Here is a 21595-nt window from a genome sequence, read left to right as displayed (position 1 = left end):
TCCAATTTTAAATAAAGATGTAATTGACAGCACTACTTTTTCTTTTCATTTACAGATTTAATTTCTGATAGATAAGAACTTAACGATGCTTTTTTACCCTAATATCTATTAACACCGATTTAGGGCTTATTCTTCACTTTCTTCGTACAAATACTGCATTTAAGGGGGCAATCCCGTTGCATGCAGTGTCGGAAGTGTGGCTTTTACTCTCCGGATGTGGGTACTTTTTCCCTTGATGTTCTATGTGTAATGTGGAGAAGCTTGATGTATAATTCCCAAATCCTTATCATAAAACCTCCGTGATAAAAAGTATGGGATATTATGGATTCTGCCTATATCTTCTTCAGGTCTTACCCTTATCCAGGGGGCGATCTATCCATTCATTGCTGCTCAGTTTCTTATTCTTGCGATGTAAATCTGAGAAGGCTGAAACCCGAAAGTTGCTTGTGCACCGGATATTTCGACTTCCCATTTTTGTCGGAAGAATAATAAAGTAAACCTCTGAAATTTAATAATTTCAGAGGTTTACTTTATTATTCGCGGTGCGTACGGTACTTTAACCTATTGTTTTTTCAAAATATCATAATATTGCAACTATCTACTAATAAACAACTTGTTACGATTGGTTCATACCGTAAAATATCACTAAAAATCTTTTGCTATCTCGATAATTGGGTGTATATTTGGGTGCTAATTTAATTACACCCGAATATGAATATCAAGAGAAACATCATCTTTTCTTTGGAAAGCCGGAAGAAGAACGGCGTACCAATCGTAGAGAATGTGCCTATCCGTATGCGTGTGATATTTGCCAGCCAGCGCATCGAGTTTACAACGGGCTACCGCATCGATGCAGCCAAATGGGACACCGACAAACAGCGTGTAAAGCCGGGCTGCACCAACAAGCTGAAACAGAGCGCATCCGAAATCAACACCGACCTGCTGCGCTACTATACGGAAATACAGAACATCTTCAAGGAGTTCGAGGTTCAGGGAACCATGCCTACCACCGCACAAGTAAAGGAGGCTTTCAACAACCTGCATAGCGAAAAGAGGGAGGAGGAACAGCAGAAGCCCTTGACGTTCGCACCTATGGAGGTGTTCGGGGAGTTCATCAAGGAATGTGGGACACAGAACGGCTGGTCTGACGCCACTTATGAGAAGTTCGCCGCAGTGAGAAAACACCTTGAGAAGTTCGACAAGGAACTGACCTTCGAGGCACTGGACGAACCCAAGCTGACAAGCTACGTGAATTTCCTCAAGGACGTGGAAGGCTTGCGCAACACGTCCACCATGAAGCAGATAGCCTACCTGAAATGGTTCCTACGGTGGAGTTTCAAGAAAGGGTACAATCAGAACATGGCTTATGACAGCTTCAAACCCAAACTGAAAAACACACCCAAGAAAGTGATATTCCTCACATGGGAGGAACTGAACAGACTGAAAGACTACAAGATACCCCCGACCAAGCAATATCTCGAACGGGTAAGGGATGTCTTTCTGTTCTGCTGTTTCAGCGGGCTGCGCTATTCGGACGTGTACAACCTCAAACGGAGCGACATCAAGCCCGACCATATAGAAGTGACCACCGTCAAGACTGCGGACAGTCTTATCATAGAGTTGAACAACCACAGCAAGGCGATATTGGATAAATACAAAGGCGTGCACTTTGAAGACCATAAGGCACTTCCGGTCATCAGCAATCAGAAGATGAACGATTATTTGAAAGAACTGGGAGAGCTTGCGGAAATCAACGACCCGGTAAGGGAAACTTACTACAAAGGAAACGAACGCATAGACACCGTCACACCCAAATACGCCCTGCTGGGAACCCATGCCGGAAGACGGACATTCATCTGTAACGCTTTGGCATTGGGCATCCCCGCACAAGTGGTGATGAAATGGACGGGGCACAGCGACTACAAGGCGATGAAGCCCTACATAGACATAGCCGATGACATCAAGGCTAATGCAATGAACAAATTCAACCAACTGTAACCGCAAGAATATCATGGAAGAAAGAATAACCTCAATGATACCCCGCTACGGGAAACTCAATAAGATATACACCGAAATAATGTCCGGCGGCAGTTTCTCTTTTGAGAAGCAACAGTTCATCTCTGATTTTTACAGAGAATACGGAGACACGCAGACCTTTGAGACGGCACTTATCAGCCTCATGCTTGAAATGGACGCCGCGCACTTCTCCATATTGCTGAACAGCCTGAAACGTGAGATTGAAAGCAACATCTCGACTTACAACGCCTGCAGGGAGTTTTTCGACTGTCTCGATACCGGATATGTCTGCCGACAGCATGAAAGCCGTTTTGACTGGGGTATTGACAGACAGATGAAAGTCACAAACGGATATTACCGGGAACTCATGGAAGCCAACGGCTCTTTGGAGGCGGTAGGTTTCAGGGAACATGACCGTCAGGAAGAGGAACTGCTGGAAAGAAGGTACGAACGGTGCAAACGGGAATACGACAAGGAGAAAGCCAAACTGGATGAACTGTACAGGCAGAAGGAGCAGGCAAGACGGGAAGCCCTGCAATGCCTGCAAAACCGTTGCGGGGACATTTGCAGGCTGGGCGGCTCACTATTGGCAATCCTTGAAAAATACCTGACCGACCAAAAGAAAAAGGAAGGGGAAGAAAAGGAAATGTCCGCATCCGGTACCACCCCGGCAAGCCCGCCCGCCTATTTCCCCATGCGGCTGCTGTCAGCCATTTATGAGAAATGCAACGGTGAACAGTTCGAAGCCGTTTCCGAACTGGACTTCTACGCCAGCATGAACCTGCAACCATGCGAAGGCAGACTGAAAACAAGACCGAGGGAGAAGGCGCGCGTATGCTATCTCATTTTCCTTATGGGTGAAACGCTGCCCAAGCCGGACAGAGAGAAATGGAAAGAGGACATCATGAACCTGCTGGGAATAGACGATACATACTACAAGTCAAAATACAAAGAGCCCGTTTCCGATTTCCCCAGTGACAGCAACCGGGAATTTGCCAAGGAAATGCGGTCAATATTCCGATAGTCGATGATATGTCCCGACATTCCACGATACCACCACTTTTACCACTCAAAATAATTTCCACCACTCTTTATTACTTACTGATATTTAATAAGATAGCGTGATATTCAAATCACGCTATCCACATCCTTACCACCCGTACCCGGAAGTAACTTTGCACTGTTCGAACGAGGTAAAAAGCCCATGCGCAGGGCTTGCAGTACAAACGTTAATTTCATTCTGATATGGAAATTAGAGACCTTTTATCAAAGCCCGTATGGCAGATGACGGGCGAAGAGTTCATATTCTTGAACCGGCACGCCTTGCAGGGAAGCGGAACGAAGCCAGCCCAACCGGCAGCCGACAAGGAAAAGAAGTATGTGTACGGGATAGGCGGCATAGCCCGGCTGTTCGGGTGCAGCATACCCACAGCAAACCGCATCAAGAAAAGCGGGAGGATAAACAGAGCCATTACGCAGATAGGACGCAAAATCATCGTCGATGCGGACATGGCGCTGGAACTGGCAGGACGCAAAAGCGGGGGACGCGGATAGGGAGGTGTAGTATGGACAACAAGGAAAGAAACATCACCCCCGAAGAGGCGGTAATCCTATGGCATGCCTCGCGGCTTGACCTCTCGAAAAACCACGAGCAGGCGCCCGAAATCCTGAAAGTGCAGGGCTCCGTCATCGGCACACTGGGAAATTTCAGCGCGTCAATCGGAAAAGCCAAAAGCAAGAAGACGTTCAACGTCTCCGCAATCGTGGCGGCTGCGCTGAAAAACGGGACGGTACTGAACTATACGGCGGAACTGCCCGAAAACAAACGGAAAATACTCTATGTGGACACCGAGCAGAGCACCTACCACTGTGAGATAGTGGCAAGGCGCAGCCTTCACATGGCGGGGCTGCCGACCGACAGCAACCATGAGAACCTCGAGTTCCTCGTCCTGCGGAAGTACACGCCCGAAGAGCGCATAGCAATCGTGAAGGAGGCAATCTACCGTACCGAGAATGTTGGGCTGGTAGTTATCGACGGGATACGGGACATGGTGTATGACATCAACAGTTCCAGCGAGTCCACGAAGGTAATCTCCCTGCTGATGACATGGACGGGTGAAAGGAATATCCACATTCACACCATACTGCACCAGAACAAGGGGGACGAGCATGCAAGGGGGCACATCGGAACCGAACTCAGCAACAAGGCGGAAACGGTGCTGCAAGTAGAAAAGGACGAGAAGACCCCCGGTGTAAGCACAGTCAAAACCGCACATATCAGGGCAGTGGACTTCGAGCCATTTGCTTTTCGCATCAACGGGGAGGCATTGCCCGAACTGCTGGAGGACTACCAGTTCAAGGACAAGGACGAGACAAAAGGGAATAGAGGGAAGTTCGACCCGTATAGGGACATCACCGAACAGCAGCACCGCATCGCACTGGAAGCGGCATTCACCCTGAAAGACGAATACGGTTACAAGGAACTTGAAGGGGCTTTGCGGGAAGCATACGCCTCTGTCGGTGTCAAACTCAGTGACCACAGACTGCGTGACCTCATCACCGTATTGAAAAACAAGCGGATGATAGTGCAGGAGAACGGAAGGAAATACACCTTCAAGCCGGACTTCCACTATTAGCGGCGCAGACTGGAAACCGCTTCACGTCAACCGGGGTATATATATATGGTGAAGTGAAGTGGAATATTCCGGAATATGGTAAAAACCGCTTCACTTCATTCCCGTACCTATATATACGGAAGTGAAGTGAAGCAGATATATACAGACCGTACCGCAAACATGTACGGGCGAAAAGAAAAAACAATATCCACTTAAACAGAAGTCTACATGAATACGAATGAAGCGAAGCAAATACGCATAGAGGAATATTTGCACAATCTTGGCTACAACCCGGTAAGACGGCAGGGAGACAGCCTATGGTACAAGTCACCGTTCAGGGACGAACAAGAACCGTCCTTCAAGGTGAACACCGAACGCAACCTATGGTATGATTTTGATGCGCCCATATAGGCTACACAATAAATATCTCTATGGCAAGAGATTAGGTTAGAGTTCAACAGACCTATCCTCAACGACTTAGCTGGAGGAGAAATCCAAAGGTGACAAAAGCATGTCGGTAAAGTCATTAGTCAGCTAAATACCAAGCTGCGACTGCATGGCGAGAGGAAAAGACAGACACAAGGATGAAGCCTGATTGGTTGAACGATAGTTCTGCTGCACACGTACCAGCCCCGACGAAAGGTATTTGATTCACGTCGGGCTGAAGCACCCCATGTAAACCGAAATTACAATGGAGCAGGAGCTGGCTTCAGAGCAACCACAATAAGTGGAATAGGAACGTAAGTCGCATCCGACAGTCTGCCGAGCCAAACAGTTATTGTGAAAGCAAATGGGGATTCCCTAAATCAGAATGCCGTAAGGCTATGGGCATAGGACCCTGAATATCTGACATGGGAACGGAGCTTCCGTAGTAGTCCGAGCAAGGGAAAGCCTTGTACATGGCGAAGGGAAGCAGTTAGATAACTTAATACAAATAATGGAAAATGTGTGAGACATTATGAGAAGTCCTGAGCAAGTATTAAAAGCTTTAAACAAGCATGGTAAAGTTTCGGATTACAAGTTCGAAAGGCTGTACCGTATCTTATTCAATGAGGAGATGTTTCATGTTGCTTACCAGCGTATTTACGCCAAACCAGGCAATATGACACCCGGTACGGATGGGAAAACCATCAATCGGATGAGTCTTCAAAGAATAAACAAAGTCATTGCATCTTTGAGAGATGAGTCTTACAAGCCTAATCCGGCAAAAAGGATATACATACCCAAGAAAAACGGTAAGAAAAGACCGCTTGGAATTCCTTCCTTTGAGGACAAACTTGTACAGGAGGTGGTGCGCATGATTCTTGAAGCCGTCTATGAAGAGGTGTTTGCAAACACCTCACATGGATTCAGACCAAACAGAAGCTGCCATACCGCATTGACCCATATCCAAAAGACATTTACAGGTACAAAATGGTTTGTGGAAGGAGACATTAAAGGATTCTTCGACAACATAGACCACAATGTATTGATTGCAACTTTGCGGAAACGGATTGCCGATGATAGATTTCTAAGGCTTATCCGCAAGTTGTTGAATGCGGGATATATTGAAGACTGGAAGTTTCATAATACAAACAAGGGAACTCCACAAGGCGGTAATATCAGTCCTATACTGGCAAACATTTATCTTGATAATTTTGACAAGTATATGGAAGAATACGCCCTACGCTTCAATAAGGGAAAAGAAAGACACATCACCAAAGAATACAAGCAACTTAGCGATAAGATGCAACGCATCCTTAAAAGCATCAAGAACATACAGGATGCAGATGTCAGATTACAGCTTAGGGATGAGTATGAGAAACTGAGACGTGAAAGGCAAAAGATTGAGAGCAGAGACAGTATGGATGAAACATACAGAAGGCTTCGATACGTAAGATACGCAGATGATTTCCTCATTGGTGTTATCGGAAGCAAGGCAGAGTGCGTTAAAATCAAGTCGGACATTACCAAGTATATGGAAGAAAACCTCAAGCTGGAACTGTCACAGGAAAAGACATTGATAACAAACGCACAAAAGCCCGCGAAATTTCTTGGCTTCGATGTTTCAGTCCGTAAGTCTGATGCTATCAAGCGGGACAAGAACAATGTGCCAGCCCGTTATTACAACGGTAAGATAGTCCTAAAGGTCGCCATAGAAACGGTGCGGAACAAACTGGAAGAATACAGCGCCATCAGATACAAGGTAGAAAATGGCCGACAAGTTTGGTTTGCAAAGTTCAGAGGCAATCTTATGAAGAAGAAAATCGAGGACATAGTGGCGGCATATAACTCTGAAATCAGAGGGTTCTACAACTACTACTGCATTGCCAACAACGTGGCATACGCGCTCTCAAAGTTTGGATACATCATGGAGTACAGTATGTACCATACCATTGCAGGAAAAACCAATAGCACTGTAAGCAAAGTCATTGACAAATATAAGGTTGGGAATGACATTATAGTGCCATATCAGGATGCAAAAGGTAAATTACGGTACAGGAAATTCTATAATGAGGGATTCAAACGTAAACCACCAATGTACTATACGGAGGTAAACGACTTATCCTACACAATCGCAATTCCACAGCCGACACTTACTGAGCGATTGGATGCGAGAACATGTGAATTATGTGGAAAAGTCGGACCTGTAGTCATGCGTCATGTCAGAAAGCTAAATCAGCTTAAAGGAAAAACTGAATGTGACAGGCTGATGCTTGAAAAGCATAGGAAGACATTGGTTGTCTGTGAAAAGTGTTATGCCAAAATACACAGCCATGCTAAATAAAGTCATGTTATCAACGGAGAGCCGTATGCGTGGAGACATGCAAGTACGGTTTGGGGGCAGGTACGGGAAAACCTACTGCCGAAAGGCAGTAAGGCGTTCTGTACCGAGCCTACGCGCGGGCAAGGGTGGCAACATCATCGCACTGGCGCGGGAGCTCTACGCGTCCGACAGCCTGCCCTACCTTTTGGAACGGATAGCAGAACAGGCACCCGGCGTGCGCCCGGTCTCCTTCTCTTTTGGCGGGCAACCACTCTCAAAACCGAGTTTCCAGCAGTTGGAGGCGGTACCGCTTTCTTCCCCCGCCCTATTGTCCTATCTGCGGCAGAGGGGGATAAATACGGAACTGGCAAAAAGAGAATGCAGGGAGGTGCGCTATCTGACTGGCGGCAAACCCTACTTTGCCGTTGGTTTTCCCAACCGTTCGGGAGGCTACGAGATACGCAACAAGCTCTTCAAGGGCTGCATAGCACCGAAGGACATCACCCACATACGGCAGGAACAGCCGAGGGAGACCTGCTACCTCTTCGAGGGCTTCATGGACTACCTCTCCTTCCTCACCCTGCGGCTGGAAAGGTGTCCTGACCGTCCCGACCTTGACGGGCAGGACTACATCGTACTGAACTCGACTTCCAACCTCTCCAAGGCAATCCGACCATTGGGCGGTTACGGGCGCATCCACTGTTTCCTCGACAACGACAAGGCGGGAATGGAAGCTGTTCAGGAACTACGGGAGGAATACGGGCTGCGCATCCGGGACGCGTCGCACATATACGGAGGATACAACGACCTGAACGATTTCCTGCGGGGTAAACAGAACGGACAATCCGAACGGAGGCGTGAGAAGCCGGAACCGGAGAAAAGCCAACAGAAGGCAGAGCAACCGAAAAAGAAAAACAAAGGTATCAGGATGTAACCGTACAGCCACCGGAAGGCTTTGAAAAAAGCCATAGCTCATTAGGGCTTTTTCTTCACGCAATGCACGCATCGCTAAAAAAGCCCCAATGAGCAAAAGGGACGCCGCCCCTTTTGAAACCCCGAAGCCATGCGGCATGGGAGCAAGGCAGGGGAAGTATTAACCGAAAAAATGTATTACAGTTATGGGATATGCAGTTTTGCATTTGGAAAAGGCGAAAGGTGCGGACGGCGCAATGTCCACGCACATAGAGCGCACCGTACACCCGAAGAACGCGGACAGAAAGCGCACGCACCTGAACCGGGAACTGGTGCAGTTCCCCGAAGGGGTGAGGAACCGCACGCAGGCGATAGCGCACCGGATAGAAACGGCGGGCATCAAACGCAAAGTGGGCACCAACCAGGTGAAGGCAATCCGGGTGCTGCTCACCGGAAGCAACAAGGACATGAAACAAATGGAAACGGACGGGCGACTTGACGGCTGGTGCAGCGATAACCTGAAATGGCTCCGGGAAACATACGGGGAGCGGAACCTCGTATCGGCAGTCCTGCACATGGACGAGAAGACACCGCACATACACGCCACTATCGTACCGATAGTGACCGGGGAGCGCAGGAAAGCCAGAAAGGAAGAACAGAACGGGAAAAAGAAATACCGCAAGAAGAGCACGCAGGATGTACGGCTGTGTGCTGATGACGTCATGGCAAGGCACAGGCTGAAACACTATCAGGACACCTATGCACAAGCCATGAGCAAATACGGCTTGCAAAGAGGAATAGACGGTTCACTGGCAAAACACATCTCCACCATGCAATACTACAAGGAACTGGTAGAGCAACAGGACAGCCTGCAGGAGAACATAGAAACCCTGCTGGGGCTGGAAGAGGAAGCACAGAAGAAGTTAAAGCAGGTCAAGGGGGAAATCAACACGCAGAAGATGAAGAGCGCAGCGGTGAACGCCACCACAGCCATAGCGGACGGGGTAAGTTCTCTTTTGGGCGGCAGCAAGGTCAAGAGGCTGGAAGCGGAGAATGAGGGGTTGAAGCAGGACATAGCCAATCTGCAAAGACAAGTACAAGCCGAACAGAGGGAACAGACAAAAATGGAGAACCGCCACAACAGCGAGATAAACAAGATAGACCGGAGTTACCAACAGAAAATTGCAGGGTACGCCAATAGACTGGAACAGATAGACACCTATTTCCCTATCGTAACAGAACTGCTGCCCATAGCCGAACAATGCCGGGAAGTGGGGTTCACCGAAGAACTGACAAGGCAAATCGTCAGCCTGCAGCCCGTAGGGTTCAAAGGCAGGCTCTATTCGAAGGAACACAAGGAGAGGTTCAGGACGGAGCACTCAACGGCAATCGTAGAGAGAAATCCGCAGGAGAAAGGACAGTTCCAGTTGTGCATTGACGGTATGCCGATACTTGAATGGTTCAGAATGAAGTTTCAGGAACTTAAAGAAAAACTGGGTGTAAACAACACCCAAAAAGAAGACAAACCAAAGCAGGGATTAAGAATGTAAAACACAACAAGTGAAAATATATCATTGTGTTTCATAGGATTTTTTGATTATTTCATTTACATTTGCATTGGATTGAACGTTAGGTTCTTCCAATACATATAGAAATTAAAGAAGCGTTATGCTTATCTTGTAGTTTGAAAACCTGAGAAACTTTCAAAATGAGATACAAGGAGGGCATAGTGGTTCTCACGCTATAGCGTGGGCTGCTATATCCATATCTGTATCTCAGGTTTTCTCAGGACCTTCAAACTAAGACATGGCATTGCAGTTCCACGCTTTACTATTTTAACAAAACTTCTCTGAAGGAACGGGAAAAGTGTTAAAGACATAATCAAAATGGGATTTTTTAAATTTGGTAGTAAAAAGCCTTCTATTAATCATCAGATTATTCAAGGCAAGAAATGTACAGTCTTTCAGTTTTCAATGAAAGCCACTGATTTTGTAATAACTTGCCATGTTGCTCCAGCTCCAGAACCTTTAATAAGTTTTCCTTCTTATGATCCTCGTTTGGGAAGATATGTGGAGATAGTTTACGGTGAGAAGGATTTTGCGGATGACATCCAAAAACTTATTGATACAATAGACTACGAAGATAGAGGAGAAGAAGCCTTTTATTACGCTTTTGATGTTTTCGTTACTGAACACATAAATGAATTTAATAGACTTATTGATACTGATCTTTTCCGGATTATTTCTGAAATCATTTTAATGATGGAAGCTATTTTAAAAGCTCGGGTAAAAGAACAACTGCCTGAGCAGGACAAAATAGACATTATGCACTCTTACATAAATCGTACTCTAACAAAGTTTGCTAATAATTTCTATATAACTAAGTATAGAAGAAGTAATTTCAATATTGAGCCTTATTTGGTGAAATATTCAGATACGGTTCGTTAAGTCTATATTCCAATATTATATTCTCTAAATTACATAAATTACAATGGAAACATATGACCAATTTCCCATAAACCTTTTAGAATCTCAAGGTTCTATTACAATACCATCCGTCAAGGTTATTTCAGACAATGTTAATATTTGGGAAAACGGAGGTGTTGTAGAACATAGTGTAACTCCAACCTCTATAATTTTAGATACTCAATCTGAAGGAGTAAGCTATATAATAACTAACCAAAAATTAGGACAGTTTATTAACTTAAACGGTTTTTTCAAAGAGAAATCCGAAAATAAAGATAGGATCTTATTGAGTACAGATTTATTCGCAGGTGGAATAGGAGAATACATGTGCCCCGACATGCTATCGCTATTTTATAAACAGGGAAAGTTAGCAAAATTACAATTTACAATAACTAATCCTTCGCGAATAGTAGAGTTTATTATTCCTATTTTCGACCAAATAGAAGTTACTCCCAAAGAAGATGATTCATATGAAACCAAAGTTAAGCTATGGCATTTGATGTGTGTTATTGCTATATCTAAAGCCAATGGAATTAGAAATCCAACTCAGCGACAATTAATAGAAACTATCATGAAACGTGAAAATATGACAGAGGAACATCTCAATCGGGTGAATAATAATGCTACATCTATTAGTTTCATGCCTCCTGCTGATGATCGTAAAAAGTTACGTATATTATACGATATGGTTGTTATAATGATTGCTGGTGGGCAAATGACAGATGAAGAAAAAGGACTTATTGGCGATATTGCATACAAATTCGGATTTGAGCCTGATAAAACTCTTGATTATTTGATGCAAACAGTCTTTAATGAAATGTAAGCCTATGCCCTTGTGTAAATAAATCATTGAATTTATAAACAAAAGAAAAGCGCAACTCTGATTGTTTCTGAATTGCGCTTATATTATTTACACACGTTGTTTCACTAATTCTATTACTTTAAAACTGCATTATGACGGGATATGTAAAGAAAGCAACGAGGAAATAGCAAAATGAAATCCTAAATGAAAACCAACACCCAATATTACAATATTAGGGTGTAATATCGGGTGTTGGTTTTGCAAATTATTGATAATCAATATTTATTGCGGTGCGTACGGGACTCGAACCCGTGACCCCATGCGTGACAGGCATGTATTCTAACCAACTGAACTAACGCACCATTATTTCATTTTTTTGTAGCTATCTCTCTCGATTGCGGTTGCAAAGGTAGGCATTTCTTTGATATCTGCAATAGCTATGACGAATTTTTTTTTCAAGCATTTTGTGCTGTATTTGCTTTATATCCTCATATTGAGAAGATTGTAAAAATGAGAGAAAGGTAAATTTAACAACTGTTTAGAAATTTGTTTATGCACTGTTTTGTTCTTGATATGAAAATCTCTCCTGGAGAAAACGAAACATTTCGGAGCTTGTTTTAAACTTCTTGCTCGAAAAGTTCTTTGTTTTGCAATAAATCGTTATTTTTGCGAACTCAAAACGAGAATGTTGTAATTTGAAAAATGATAAAAAACATTTTAGGATGATGAAAACAGCCAAACTGTTGCTGCACTGCCCTGACAAACCTGGCATATTGGCAGAAGTAACAGACTTTATAACGGTGAACAAAGGTAATATTATCTATCTAGATCAGTATGTAGACCATGTAGAGAATATCTTTTTCATGCGTATAGAATGGGAATTGAAGGATTTTCTGGTACCTCAAGAAAAGATTGAAGATTATTTTGCCACCTTGTATGCACAGAAGTATGAGATGAATTTCCGTCTCTATTTCTCCGATACAAAACCGCGCATGGCTATTTTTGTCTCGAAGATGTCCCATTGCTTGTTCGACTTGCTGGCGCGTTATACTGCCGGTGAGTGGAACGTAGAGATACCTCTTATCATAAGCAATCATCCTGATTTGCAGCATGTGGCAGAGCGTTTCGGTATTCCTTTCCATCTTTTCCCCATCACCAAAGAGACAAAGGAGGAACAAGAGAAGAAGGAAATGGAGCTACTGGCAGAACATAAGATAACTTTCATAGTGCTGGCACGCTACATGCAGGTCATTTCCGAGCAAATGATAAATGCTTATCCTAATAGGATAATCAATATCCATCATTCTTTCCTTCCGGCATTTGTAGGAGCGAAGCCCTATCATGCTGCGTTTGAACGTGGAGTGAAGATTATTGGAGCCACCAGCCACTATGTTACCACAGAGTTGGATGCCGGTCCTATCATAGAGCAGGATGTGGTGCGTATTACACACAAGGACACTGTGCAAGATTTGGTGAACAAGGGCAAGGACTTGGAAAAGATTGTACTTTCCCGTGCTGTTCAGAAGCATATTGAACGCAAGGTGTTGGCATATAGGAATAAAACAGTAATATTTAATTAGTTGATAATTGATGGTGTGGAACCAGTCATTACCTTTCAATTATCACCTTTCAATTGTCAATTCTCAATAAAAAAATGAAGGTTGCAGTTATCAAATATAATGCAGGCAATATCCGTTCGGTGGATTATGCTTTGAAACGCCTGGGAGTAGAGGCAGTGATTACAGCGGATGAGGCTGTGCTACGTGCTGCCGATAAGGTTATCTTTCCCGGTGTGGGAGAGGCGGAAACCACTATGGACTTTTTGCGTGCCAGTGGTATGGATAGGTTGATAAAGGAATTACGCCAGCCGGTATTGGGCATTTGTCTGGGCATGCAGTTGATGTGCCGTCATTCTGAAGAGGGGGATGTGGATTGCCTGGGGATTTTTGATACTGATGTGAAACGTTTCATTTCTCAGAGGCACGAGGATAAAGTGCCTCATATGGGATGGAATACCATTGCTCGGATAAATAGTGGCCTTTTTAAAGGCTTTACTAAAGAAGAGTTTGTCTATTTCGTACATAGTTTCTATGTGCCTGTCAGTGATTGTACGGCAGCCGTGACGGATTATATTCATCCGTTCAGTGCCGCTTTGCATAAAGACAATTACTACGCCACACAGTTCCATCCGGAAAAGAGTGGAAGTGTGGGAGAGCGTATTTTGCGGAATTTCCTGGAACTGTAAATCGCCAAATCGTAAATGAAATGATAGAACTGATTCCCGCTATTGACATTATTGACGGAAAATGTGTACGCCTTTCCCAAGGCAATTATGACAGCAAGAAGGTGTACAATGAAAATCCCGTGGAAGTGGCCTTGGAACTGGAGGCTCATGGTATCCGCAGACTTCATGTGGTCGATTTGGACGGTGCGGTTTCCCATCATGTGGTAAACTACCGCACGTTGGAACAGATAGCTGTGCGTACGTCTCTTATTATAGATTTTGGAGGTGGGGTAAAGAGTGATGAAGATTTGGTGATAGCTTTTGAGAACGGTGCGCAGATGGTGACTGGCGGCAGCATTGCTGTGAAGAATCCCGAATTGTTCTGCAAATGGCTTCAAATGTATGGCTCTGAGAAAATTATTCTTGGCGCTGATGTGAAAGAGCATAAAATAGCCGTCAATGGTTGGAAGGATGAGAGTGGTTGCGAATTGTTTCCGTTCTTGAAAGACTATGTGGAGAAGGGGGTTCATAAGGTTATCTGTACTGATATCAGTTGTGATGGAATGCTGCAAGGACCATCGATAGCGCTGTATAAGGAGATATTGGAGCACCGCCCTGAACTCTATTTGATAGCCAGTGGAGGAGTAAGTTGTGCTGATGATATCCGCCAGCTGGAAACTGCCGGTATACCTGCCGTTATTTTCGGTAAGGCTCTGTACGAAGGTCGCATTACCTTCAAAGAACTGGAAAACTTTGTTGGTTGAAAGGTGAAAATTGAAAATTGAAAATTAAAAATTAATCACTTATAACTTATAACTCATAACTCAAACCGCCGTGTTAGCAAAAAGAATCATTCCTTGCCTCGACATAAAAGATGGGCAGACCGTGAAAGGTGTCAATTTTGTGAACCTCCGCCAGGCAGGTGACCCGGTAGAACTGGCGCGTGCTTATAGTGAGCAGGGTGCCGACGAACTGGTTTTTCTCGACATCACAGCCAGTTTTGAAGGTCGTAAGACTTTCACAGAATTGGTGAAACGCATAGCTGCGAATATCAGTATTCCTTTTACTGTAGGTGGAGGCATTCATGAACTGGGTGACGTGGATAGGCTACTGAATGCAGGTGCCGATAAAATCTCCATCAATTCCTCTGCTATCCGCCGTCCCGGATTGATAGACGAGATTGCGAAGAACTTCGGTTCGCAGGTTTGTGTACTGGCAGTTGATGCCAAACAGACTGAGAAGGGATGGTGGTGTTACTTGAACGGTGGCCGTGTGGAAACGGATAAGGAACTGTTTGCGTGGACAAAAGAAGCCCAGGAACGTGGTGCGGGCGAGATATTGTTCACTAGCATGAATCACGACGGTGTCAAGACTGGTTATGCCAATGAAGCGCTTTCCAGCCTTGCCGACAATTTGTCCATCCCTATCATTGCATCGGGGGGAGCAGGTGTCAAAGAGCATTTTCGTGATGTCTTTTTGCAGGGAAAAGCAGATGCTGCTCTGGCAGCCAGTGTTTTTCATTTCGGAGAAATCAAAATTCCCGAATTAAAATCGTACCTTTGTGCCCAAGGAATTGCGATGAGAGGATGAAGGTGAGTTTACGATTGGACGATTTACGATTTACGATTGGGATTACTCAAGCAAATCATAAGTCTCCAGTCACTTAAAATAATTCAATCGTAAATAGTAAATAGCTAAATCGTAAATAAAATGGATTTTGACAAGATGAACGGACTTGTTCCGGCGATTATACAAGATGCAGATACCGCTAAGGTGCTGATGCTTGGCTTCATGAATAAGGAGGCTTATGACAAGACGGTGGAAACCGGAAAGGTGACTTTCTTCAGTCGTACCAAGAACCGTCTTTGGACGAAAGGCGAGGAGAGTGGTAACTTCCTGAATGTGGTTTCCATGAAGGAAGACTGTGACCGGGATACGTTACTGGTGCAGGTACATCCCGTAGGCTCGGTTTGCCATACCGGTGCAGATACTTGCTGGGGTGAGAAGAACGAACAACCTGTTATGTTCTTGAAGCTTCTTCAGGATTTTATCTGTAAGCGTTATGATGAGATGCCCGAAGGTTCCTATACGACTAGTCTTTTCCAGTCCGGTGTCAACAAAATGGCACAGAAGGTAGGCGAAGAGGCTGTGGAAACTGTCATTGAGGCTTGCAACGGTACGGACGAACGCCTGATTTATGAAGGAGCTGATTTGTTGTATCACCTCATCGTGCTACTCACATCCAAAGGATACCGCATTGAAGACCTTGCGCGTGAATTGGAGGAACGTCACAGTGCGACGTGGAAGAAACACTAAACAATTAAAAATTAACAATTAAAAATTAAAATAGGGGTGGGCGAGGCGCTGATAAGATATACGGACGTAGAGATACACCAGCAGGAGTTGTGCGTACTGAACGGTGTGAATTTGGAACTTCACAAAGGGGAGTTCGTGTACTTGGTAGGTAAAGTGGGTTCTGGCAAGACGAGCCTGCTCAAGACTTTCTATGGTGAACTGGATATTGCATCGGGCAAGGCTGAGGTATTGGGGTATGACATGCTCCATATTAAGCGTAAGCACATCCCACAGTTGCGCCGCAAACTGGGAATCGTATTCCAGGACTTCCAGTTGCTGACAGACCGTACGGTGTACGACAATCTTGAATTTGTTCTCCGTGCTACCGGTTGGAAGAGCAAAGGGGAGATTAAGGACAAAATAGAAGAGGTGCTGAACCTGGTGGGGATGAGCAACAAAGGGTATAAGTTGCCCAATGAACTGTCGGGCGGTGAGCAGCAGCGCATTGTGATTGCGCGTGCAGTTCTCAACTCTCCGGAGATAATCCTTGCGGATGAACCTACCGGAAACCTGGATTCGGAAACCGGACATGTTATTGCAGAGCTTCTGCACGGCATCAGTGAAGCCGGCGCACTGGTGGTGATGACCACGCACAACTTGCAGTTGCTGCGAGAGTTTCCCGGTAAGGTGTACCGGTGCGCAGACCACCTGATGACTGATGTTACGGCAGAATACGCCCCTACAATAACCAATGATTAGTAGTTATCTCTGACTACTGATTCTTATAAAGAACAGAAATTAACGATAGAGCTCCGTAGCTGCCTACTTGTAGCTCGTAGCTTGTAACTATAAACTAATTAATACAGAAACGAAAATGAAAGTTTTAAAGTTTGGAGGTACTTCAGTAGGTTCGGCTCAGCGAATGAAGGAAGTGGCCAAATTGATTACCGATGGTGAACGTAAGATTGTGGTTCTCTCTGCCATGTCGGGTACCACAAACACATTGGTTGAGATTTCGGACTATCTGTACAAGAAGAATCCGGAAGGTGCCAACGAGATTATCAACAAGCTGGAAAGTAAATATCGCCAGCACATTGATGAACTTTTTGCTACTCCGGAGTATAAACAGAAAGGCTTGGAGCTCATCAAATCTCATTTTGACTATATCCGTTCTTATACCAAAGACCTCTTCACTCTGTTTGAGGAGAAGGTGGTGTTGGCTCAGGGCGAGTTGATTTCCACCGCCATGATGAATTACTATCTGCAGGAATGCGGTGTGAAGTCTGTGTTGCTTCCGGCTTTAGAATACATGCGTACGGATAAGAATGCCGAACCCGATCCGGTCTATATCAAGGATAAGCTTCAGATTCAGCTGGAATTACATCCGGATGCTGAGATTTATATTACTCAGGGGTATATCTGCCGTAACGCCTACGGAGAGATAGACAATCTGCAGCGTGGCGGAAGCGACTATACGGCTTCGCTGATCGGTGCTGCCATCAACGCTTCTGAAATTCAGATTTGGACGGATATCGACGGCATGCACAACAATGATCCCCGTATTGTGGACAAAACTGCGCCGGTGCGTCATCTGCACTTCGAAGAGGCCGCAGAGCTGGCATATTTTGGTGCCAAGATTCTGCACCCCACCTGCATTCAGCCTGCCAAGTATGCCAATATTCCCGTCCGTCTGCTCAATACGATGGACCCCACTGCTCCGGGTACACTGATTTCTAACGATACGGAGAAGGGTAAGATTAAGGCGGTGGCTGCCAAGGACAACATTACGGCTATCAAGATAAAGTCCAGCCGCATGTTGCTTGCTCACGGATTCTTGCGTAAGGTTTTCGAGATATTCGAGAGCTACCAGACTTCCATTGATATGATTTGTACCTCAGAAGTGGGTGTGTCCGTATCTATCGACAATGTGAAGCATCTTAATGAAATTCTGGATGACTTGAAGAAGTATGGCACAGTGACGGTGGACAAGGACATGTGTATCATCTGTGTGGTGGGCGATCTCGAATGGGAGAACGTCGGTTTCGAAGCCAAGGCATTGGATGCCATGCGCGACATACCGGTACGTATGATTTCTTTCGGTGGTAGCAACTATAATATTTCTTTCCTCATCCGAGAGTGTGACAAGAAAGTGGCGTTGCAGTCACTCAGCAATGCGCTGTTTAACGGCGAATAAATATTTTTTTAGGGTGTAGATTACGCGGATTGTACAGATAAAAAACAAAAAGAATCCGTGCAATCCGCGTAATCCGTGCCTAAAAAGAGTTGCAAACACTTCTTTCATTTCCTTTTTTAAAACTAAACAAAGATTACAGCTATTATATGAAAGGAACATTTCCCATCAATAAATTCCGCGAATTGCGTACTCCCTTCTATTACTACGATACAAAGGTTTTGCGTGATACGCTTGCCTGCATTCGTACGGAGGCGGCGAAGTATGGTAATTATTCAGTGCATTATGCCGTGAAGGCCAACGCCAATCCCAAAGTGCTTGCCATTATCCGCGAGAATGGTTTGGGTGCCGACTGTGTAAGTGGCGGTGAGATCCGTGCTGCCATCAAAGCCGGTTTTCCCACTGGCAAGATTGTTTTTGCCGGGGTGGGTAAGGCTGATTGGGAAATTAATCTGGGGCTGGATTATGATATTTTCTGCTTTAATGTGGAGTCTGTCCCTGAGCTGGAAATTATCAATGAGCTGGCTGCCGCTAAAGGTAAGGTAGCCAATGTGGCTTTCCGTATCAATCCCAATGTAGGTGCCCATACCCATGCCAATATTACCACTGGGCTGGCCGAAAATAAGTTCGGTATCAGTATGCAGGATATGGACCGTGTGATAGACATTGCGCAGAATATGAAGAATCTGAGACTCATCGGACTGCATTTCCATATCGGTTCCCAGATATTGGATATGGGTGATTTCGTGGCTTTGTGTAACCGTGTCAACGAATTACAAGATAAGTTGGAAGCCCGTCATATCCGCATTGAGCACGTCAATGTGGGGGGGGGGCTCGGAATCGACTATGGTCACCCCAACCGTCAGCCGATACCTGACTTTAAAAGCTACTTCGAGACTTACAGCAGCCATTTGAAACTTCGTCCCCATCAGACGCTTCACTTTGAGCTGGGACGTGCGGTAGTGGGACAATGTGGTTCATTGATTTCGCAGGTACTTTATGTGAAGCAGGGTACCAACAAGCAGTTTGCCATCTTGGATGCTGGCATGACGGATTTGATTCGTCCGGCACTCTACCAAGCGTTCCATAAAATAGAGAATATCACTTCGGATGCGCCGGTTCAGGCTTATGATGTAGTAGGACCCATCTGCGAGTCTTCCGATGTATTTGGTAAGGCTATTGATTTGAATGGCGTGAAGCGTGGTGACCTTATCGCCCTCCGTTCGGCAGGGGCTTATGGTGAAATTATGGCTTCGGGCTATAACTGCCGTGAGCTTCCTCAAGGATATACATCGGACGAGCTGGTATAGAGCGGCTGGAGACGTGTTGCATGGATGACGAAGCATTCCAAGACCTTTGTTTTTGTATAAAAAATGTTATTGTGTGAACAACTTTTAAGGTTTCTTGTTACTTTTGTAATGATTTCAATTTTAATAAATACGATTATGATTACAGAAAAATTACAGAATGCAATTAATGAGCAGATTACGGCTGAGATGTGGTCTTCCAATCTTTATTTAGCGATGTCTTTCTATATGGAGAAAGAAGGTTATAACGGTATAGCTGCTTGGTTGAAGAAGCAGGCTTCTGAAGAAAAAGCTCATGCTTGCGAAATGGCTTCTTATATCATCAAGCGTGGCGGTAAGGCTAAATTGGATAAGATTGATGTTGTTCCCAATGATTTTGGTACTCCGTTGGAAGTATTCGAGCAGGTTTATGAACACGAATGCCGTGTTTCAAAGATGATTGATGCATTGGTGGATGTTGCTGCTGCAGAAAAAGATAAGGCTACACAAGATTTCCTTTGGGGATTTGTACGTGAGCAGGTAGAAGAAGAAGCTACTGCTGCTGGTATTGTGGATATGGTGAAGAAAGCTGGTACTACCGGAATCTTCTTTGTTGATGCAAAGTTGGGAGAACGCAAATAAGAAACAACAAAAAATCCCGCGGCTAATCAGTCGTGGGATTTTTTTGTTTGGTTATAACTTATAATTCACTTCAGCACTCCAAGCTCTTTCCCCACCTTAATAAATGCGGCAATACATTTGTCCAGATGTTCCTTTTCGTGTCCGGCAGAAATTTGTACGCGGATGCGTGCCTGGTCTTTGGGCACTACGGGGTAGTAGAAGCCGGTAACGTAGATACCTTCTTCTTGCATGCGGGCGGCATAAATCTGGGAAAGTTTGGCATCATACAGCATGACGGCGCAGATGGCGCTCTGTGTCGGCTTGATGTCGAAGCCAGCGGCAGTCATTTTGTCGCGGAAGTAATTCACGTTTTCCAGCAGTTTGTCATGCAGGGTATTACTCTCTTTAAGCATCTTGAATACCTCGAGACTGGCGCCGATGATACCTGGCGCCAATGAATTGGAAAAGAGGTACGGACGGCTGCGTTGGCGCAGCAGGTCAATGATTTCCTTACGTCCGGTAGTGAATCCTCCCAAAGCGCCGCCAAAGGCTTTGCCCAAAGTTCCAGTGTAGATGTCTACGCGTCCGTAGGTGCCATATTGTTCGCTTACGCCGTGTCCCGTGGGGCCTACCACACCGGCAGAGTGTGATTCGTCCACCATGACCAGCGCGTCGTATTTCTCGGCAAGGTCGCAAATTCGGTCCATCGGGGCAACGTTGCCGTCCATGGAGAATACCCCGTCCGTAACAATGATACGGAAACGCTGTGCTTGGGCTTCCTGCAGGCATTTTTCCAGGTCGGCCATGTCGGCATTGGCGTAGCGATAGCGTTTGGCTTTGCAGAGGCGTACGCCGTCAATGATGGAAGCATGGTTCAGGGAGTCCGAGATGATAGCGTCTTCTTCGGTGAAGAGGGGTTCAAATACCCCGCCATTGGCGTCGAAGCAAGCGGCATAGAGAATGGTGTCTTCAGTCTTGAAGTAGTCGGAGATGGCTGCTTCAAGCTCCTTGTGGATGTCCTGCGTTCCGCAGATGAAACGTACGGACGACATGCCGTATCCGCGGTGTTCCATAATCTGCTGGGCGGCGGCAATCAGCCGCGGGTGGTTGGACAGTCCCAGGTAGTTGTTGGCACAGAAGTTCAGTACCTCTTTGCCTTTTACGGTGATGGCAGCTTGTTGTGCACTCTCAATCAGTCGCTCTTCCTTGTAGAGTCCGGCTTCTTTTATTTCAGCAATAGTCTTGCTGAGATGGTCTTTCATTTTACCGTACATAGCATTTTTATTTTTTAGGTAATACGTTGTCGTTACATTTCCCACAAAGAACATCATTTTTCTTGGAATAAACAATAACAATATGGCAGAAATATGAAAAAAAAGTGTGTATATTTGCACCATATATAATAACGAAACCTTATAAATA

General features: G+C 45.2%; 19 protein-coding genes, 1 tRNA gene and 1 pseudogene. 19 read left to right on the top strand and 2 right to left on the bottom strand.

The window, feature by feature from the left end:
* The first annotated feature begins 711 nt into the window (after nt 1-711).
* The 10 genes and pseudogenes from JXR92_RS15010 (at nt 712) to JXR92_RS14965 (ending at nt 11577) form a co-directional block, all read left to right on the top strand.
* Complete coding sequence (locus tag JXR92_RS15010; RefSeq protein ID WP_122203593.1) at nt 712-1998, top strand: site-specific integrase; 1287 nt, start codon at nt 712-714, stop codon at nt 1996-1998.
* A 13-nt stretch (nt 1999-2011) separates the two neighbouring features.
* The gene (locus JXR92_RS15005; protein WP_178495514.1) at nt 2012-3040 is read left to right on the top strand and encodes a hypothetical protein; all 1029 of its coding nucleotides are present in this window, start codon (nt 2012-2014) and stop codon (nt 3038-3040) included.
* A gap of 221 nt (nt 3041-3261) precedes the next feature.
* Nucleotides 3262-3570 carry a DUF3853 family protein gene (locus tag JXR92_RS15000; RefSeq protein ID WP_008647321.1) on the top strand — a complete coding sequence of 103 codons (309 nt, stop codon included), beginning with the start codon at nt 3262-3264 and terminating at the stop codon, nt 3568-3570.
* An 11-nt stretch (nt 3571-3581) separates the two neighbouring features.
* A complete protein-coding gene (locus tag JXR92_RS14995) occupies nt 3582-4652 on the top strand; it encodes an AAA family ATPase (protein WP_122203592.1) in 1071 nt (356 codons plus the stop codon).
* Between the two features lie 207 nt (nt 4653-4859).
* A pseudogene (locus JXR92_RS14990) lies at nt 4860-5033 on the top strand (toprim domain-containing protein); the annotation flags it as partial.
* A gap of 556 nt (nt 5034-5589) precedes the next feature.
* Complete coding sequence (locus JXR92_RS14985; protein WP_004308094.1) at nt 5590-7398, top strand: reverse transcriptase/maturase family protein; 1809 nt, start codon at nt 5590-5592, stop codon at nt 7396-7398.
* Nucleotides 7399-7402: 4 nt separating this feature from the next.
* Nucleotides 7403-8311, top strand: a complete 909-nt coding sequence (locus JXR92_RS14980; protein WP_226791195.1) for a toprim domain-containing protein — start codon at nt 7403-7405, stop codon at nt 8309-8311.
* A 184-nt stretch (nt 8312-8495) separates the two neighbouring features.
* Nucleotides 8496-9839: a MobV family relaxase gene (gene mobV / locus JXR92_RS14975; RefSeq protein WP_122203590.1), complete on the top strand. Its 1344-nt coding sequence runs from the start codon at nt 8496-8498 to the stop codon at nt 9837-9839.
* 336 nt (nt 9840-10175) lie between these two features.
* Nucleotides 10176-10736, top strand: a complete 561-nt coding sequence (locus JXR92_RS14970; protein WP_122203589.1) for a hypothetical protein — start codon at nt 10176-10178, stop codon at nt 10734-10736.
* Nucleotides 10737-10779: 43 nt separating this feature from the next.
* On the top strand, nt 10780-11577 hold the full coding sequence (locus JXR92_RS14965) for a TerB family tellurite resistance protein (protein ID WP_122203588.1): 798 nt from the start codon (nt 10780-10782) through the stop codon (nt 11575-11577).
* A 267-nt stretch (nt 11578-11844) separates the two neighbouring features.
* Here JXR92_RS14965 and JXR92_RS14960 read toward each other — a convergent pair.
* A tRNA-Asp gene (locus JXR92_RS14960) sits at nt 11845-11918 on the bottom strand.
* A gap of 360 nt (nt 11919-12278) precedes the next feature.
* Between JXR92_RS14960 and purU the strand changes: the two genes are divergently transcribed.
* The 9 genes from purU to JXR92_RS14915 all read left to right on the top strand — a co-directional run bounded on the left by purU (nt 12279) and on the right by JXR92_RS14915 (nt 20194).
* A complete protein-coding gene (purU, locus tag JXR92_RS14955; protein ID WP_117600329.1) occupies nt 12279-13136 on the top strand; it encodes a formyltetrahydrofolate deformylase in 858 nt (285 codons plus the stop codon).
* A gap of 74 nt (nt 13137-13210) precedes the next feature.
* Nucleotides 13211-13801, top strand: coding sequence for an imidazole glycerol phosphate synthase subunit HisH (gene hisH / locus JXR92_RS14950; RefSeq protein ID WP_117965314.1), 591 nt, complete (start codon nt 13211-13213; stop codon nt 13799-13801).
* A gap of 20 nt (nt 13802-13821) precedes the next feature.
* Nucleotides 13822-14544, top strand: coding sequence for a 1-(5-phosphoribosyl)-5-[(5-phosphoribosylamino)methylideneamino]imidazole-4-carboxamide isomerase (gene hisA, locus JXR92_RS14945; protein ID WP_117600327.1), 723 nt, complete (start codon nt 13822-13824; stop codon nt 14542-14544).
* A 70-nt stretch (nt 14545-14614) separates the two neighbouring features.
* Nucleotides 14615-15370 (top strand): imidazole glycerol phosphate synthase subunit HisF, encoded by a 756-nt coding sequence (hisF, locus tag JXR92_RS14940; RefSeq protein WP_117600326.1) that lies wholly within the window; start codon nt 14615-14617, stop codon nt 15368-15370.
* A 120-nt stretch (nt 15371-15490) separates the two neighbouring features.
* Nucleotides 15491-16096 (top strand): bifunctional phosphoribosyl-AMP cyclohydrolase/phosphoribosyl-ATP diphosphatase HisIE, encoded by a 606-nt coding sequence (hisIE, locus tag JXR92_RS14935; protein ID WP_117600325.1) that lies wholly within the window; start codon nt 15491-15493, stop codon nt 16094-16096.
* A 36-nt stretch (nt 16097-16132) separates the two neighbouring features.
* Entirely contained in the window at nt 16133-16834 is a 702-nt protein-coding gene (locus JXR92_RS14930) for a cell division ATP-binding protein FtsE (RefSeq protein ID WP_117600324.1), read from the top strand.
* A gap of 115 nt (nt 16835-16949) precedes the next feature.
* The gene (locus JXR92_RS14925) at nt 16950-18269 is read left to right on the top strand and encodes an aspartate kinase (RefSeq protein ID WP_117600323.1); all 1320 of its coding nucleotides are present in this window, start codon (nt 16950-16952) and stop codon (nt 18267-18269) included.
* Nucleotides 18270-18415: 146 nt separating this feature from the next.
* Complete coding sequence (lysA, locus tag JXR92_RS14920) at nt 18416-19576, top strand: diaminopimelate decarboxylase (protein WP_117600322.1); 1161 nt, start codon at nt 18416-18418, stop codon at nt 19574-19576.
* Nucleotides 19577-19711: 135 nt separating this feature from the next.
* The gene (locus JXR92_RS14915) at nt 19712-20194 is read left to right on the top strand and encodes a ferritin (RefSeq protein WP_117600321.1); all 483 of its coding nucleotides are present in this window, start codon (nt 19712-19714) and stop codon (nt 20192-20194) included.
* 65 nt (nt 20195-20259) lie between these two features.
* Here the strand turns inward: JXR92_RS14915 and kbl are convergent, their stop codons facing one another.
* Nucleotides 20260-21447 (bottom strand): glycine C-acetyltransferase, encoded by a 1188-nt coding sequence (gene kbl, locus JXR92_RS14910; RefSeq protein WP_117600412.1) that lies wholly within the window; start codon nt 21445-21447, stop codon nt 20260-20262.
* Nucleotides 21448-21595: the final 148 nt, after the last annotated feature.

Origin of the sequence: Bacteroides parvus (assembly GCF_017309675.2) — a bacterium.
Taxonomy (GTDB): domain Bacteria; phylum Bacteroidota; class Bacteroidia; order Bacteroidales; family Bacteroidaceae; genus Bacteroides; species Bacteroides uniformis.
Note: the sequence above shows the minus strand (reverse complement) of the source record. Positions and strands in the feature narration are given on the sequence as shown.

Excerpts from the sequence above, each read along its gene's own strand:
- lysA (WP_117600322.1), top strand. The coding sequence starts at position 18,416 with ATGAAAGGAACATTTCCCATCAATAAATTCCGCGAATTGCGTACTCCC.
- JXR92_RS14985 (WP_004308094.1), top strand. The coding sequence starts at position 5,590 with ATGAGAAGTCCTGAGCAAGTATTAAAAGCTTTAAACAAGCATGGTAAA.
- JXR92_RS14970 (WP_122203589.1), top strand. The coding sequence starts at position 10,176 with ATGGGATTTTTTAAATTTGGTAGTAAAAAGCCTTCTATTAATCATCAG.
- JXR92_RS15000 (WP_008647321.1), top strand. The coding sequence starts at position 3,262 with ATGGAAATTAGAGACCTTTTATCAAAGCCCGTATGGCAGATGACGGGC.
- JXR92_RS15005 (WP_178495514.1), top strand. The coding sequence starts at position 2,012 with ATGGAAGAAAGAATAACCTCAATGATACCCCGCTACGGGAAACTCAAT.
- kbl (WP_117600412.1), bottom strand. The coding sequence starts at position 21,447 with ATGTACGGTAAAATGAAAGACCATCTCAGCAAGACTATTGCTGAAATA.
- hisA (WP_117600327.1), top strand. The coding sequence starts at position 13,822 with ATGATAGAACTGATTCCCGCTATTGACATTATTGACGGAAAATGTGTA.
- hisIE (WP_117600325.1), top strand. The coding sequence starts at position 15,491 with ATGGATTTTGACAAGATGAACGGACTTGTTCCGGCGATTATACAAGAT.
- mobV (WP_122203590.1), top strand. The coding sequence starts at position 8,496 with ATGGGATATGCAGTTTTGCATTTGGAAAAGGCGAAAGGTGCGGACGGC.
- hisH (WP_117965314.1), top strand. The coding sequence starts at position 13,211 with ATGAAGGTTGCAGTTATCAAATATAATGCAGGCAATATCCGTTCGGTG.
- JXR92_RS14965 (WP_122203588.1), top strand. The coding sequence starts at position 10,780 with ATGGAAACATATGACCAATTTCCCATAAACCTTTTAGAATCTCAAGGT.
- JXR92_RS14915 (WP_117600321.1), top strand. The coding sequence starts at position 19,712 with ATGATTACAGAAAAATTACAGAATGCAATTAATGAGCAGATTACGGCT.
- JXR92_RS14980 (WP_226791195.1), top strand. The coding sequence starts at position 7,403 with ATGTTATCAACGGAGAGCCGTATGCGTGGAGACATGCAAGTACGGTTT.
- JXR92_RS14995 (WP_122203592.1), top strand. The coding sequence starts at position 3,582 with ATGGACAACAAGGAAAGAAACATCACCCCCGAAGAGGCGGTAATCCTA.
- JXR92_RS15010 (WP_122203593.1), top strand. The coding sequence starts at position 712 with ATGAATATCAAGAGAAACATCATCTTTTCTTTGGAAAGCCGGAAGAAG.
- JXR92_RS14925 (WP_117600323.1), top strand. The coding sequence starts at position 16,950 with ATGAAAGTTTTAAAGTTTGGAGGTACTTCAGTAGGTTCGGCTCAGCGA.
- purU (WP_117600329.1), top strand. The coding sequence starts at position 12,279 with ATGATGAAAACAGCCAAACTGTTGCTGCACTGCCCTGACAAACCTGGC.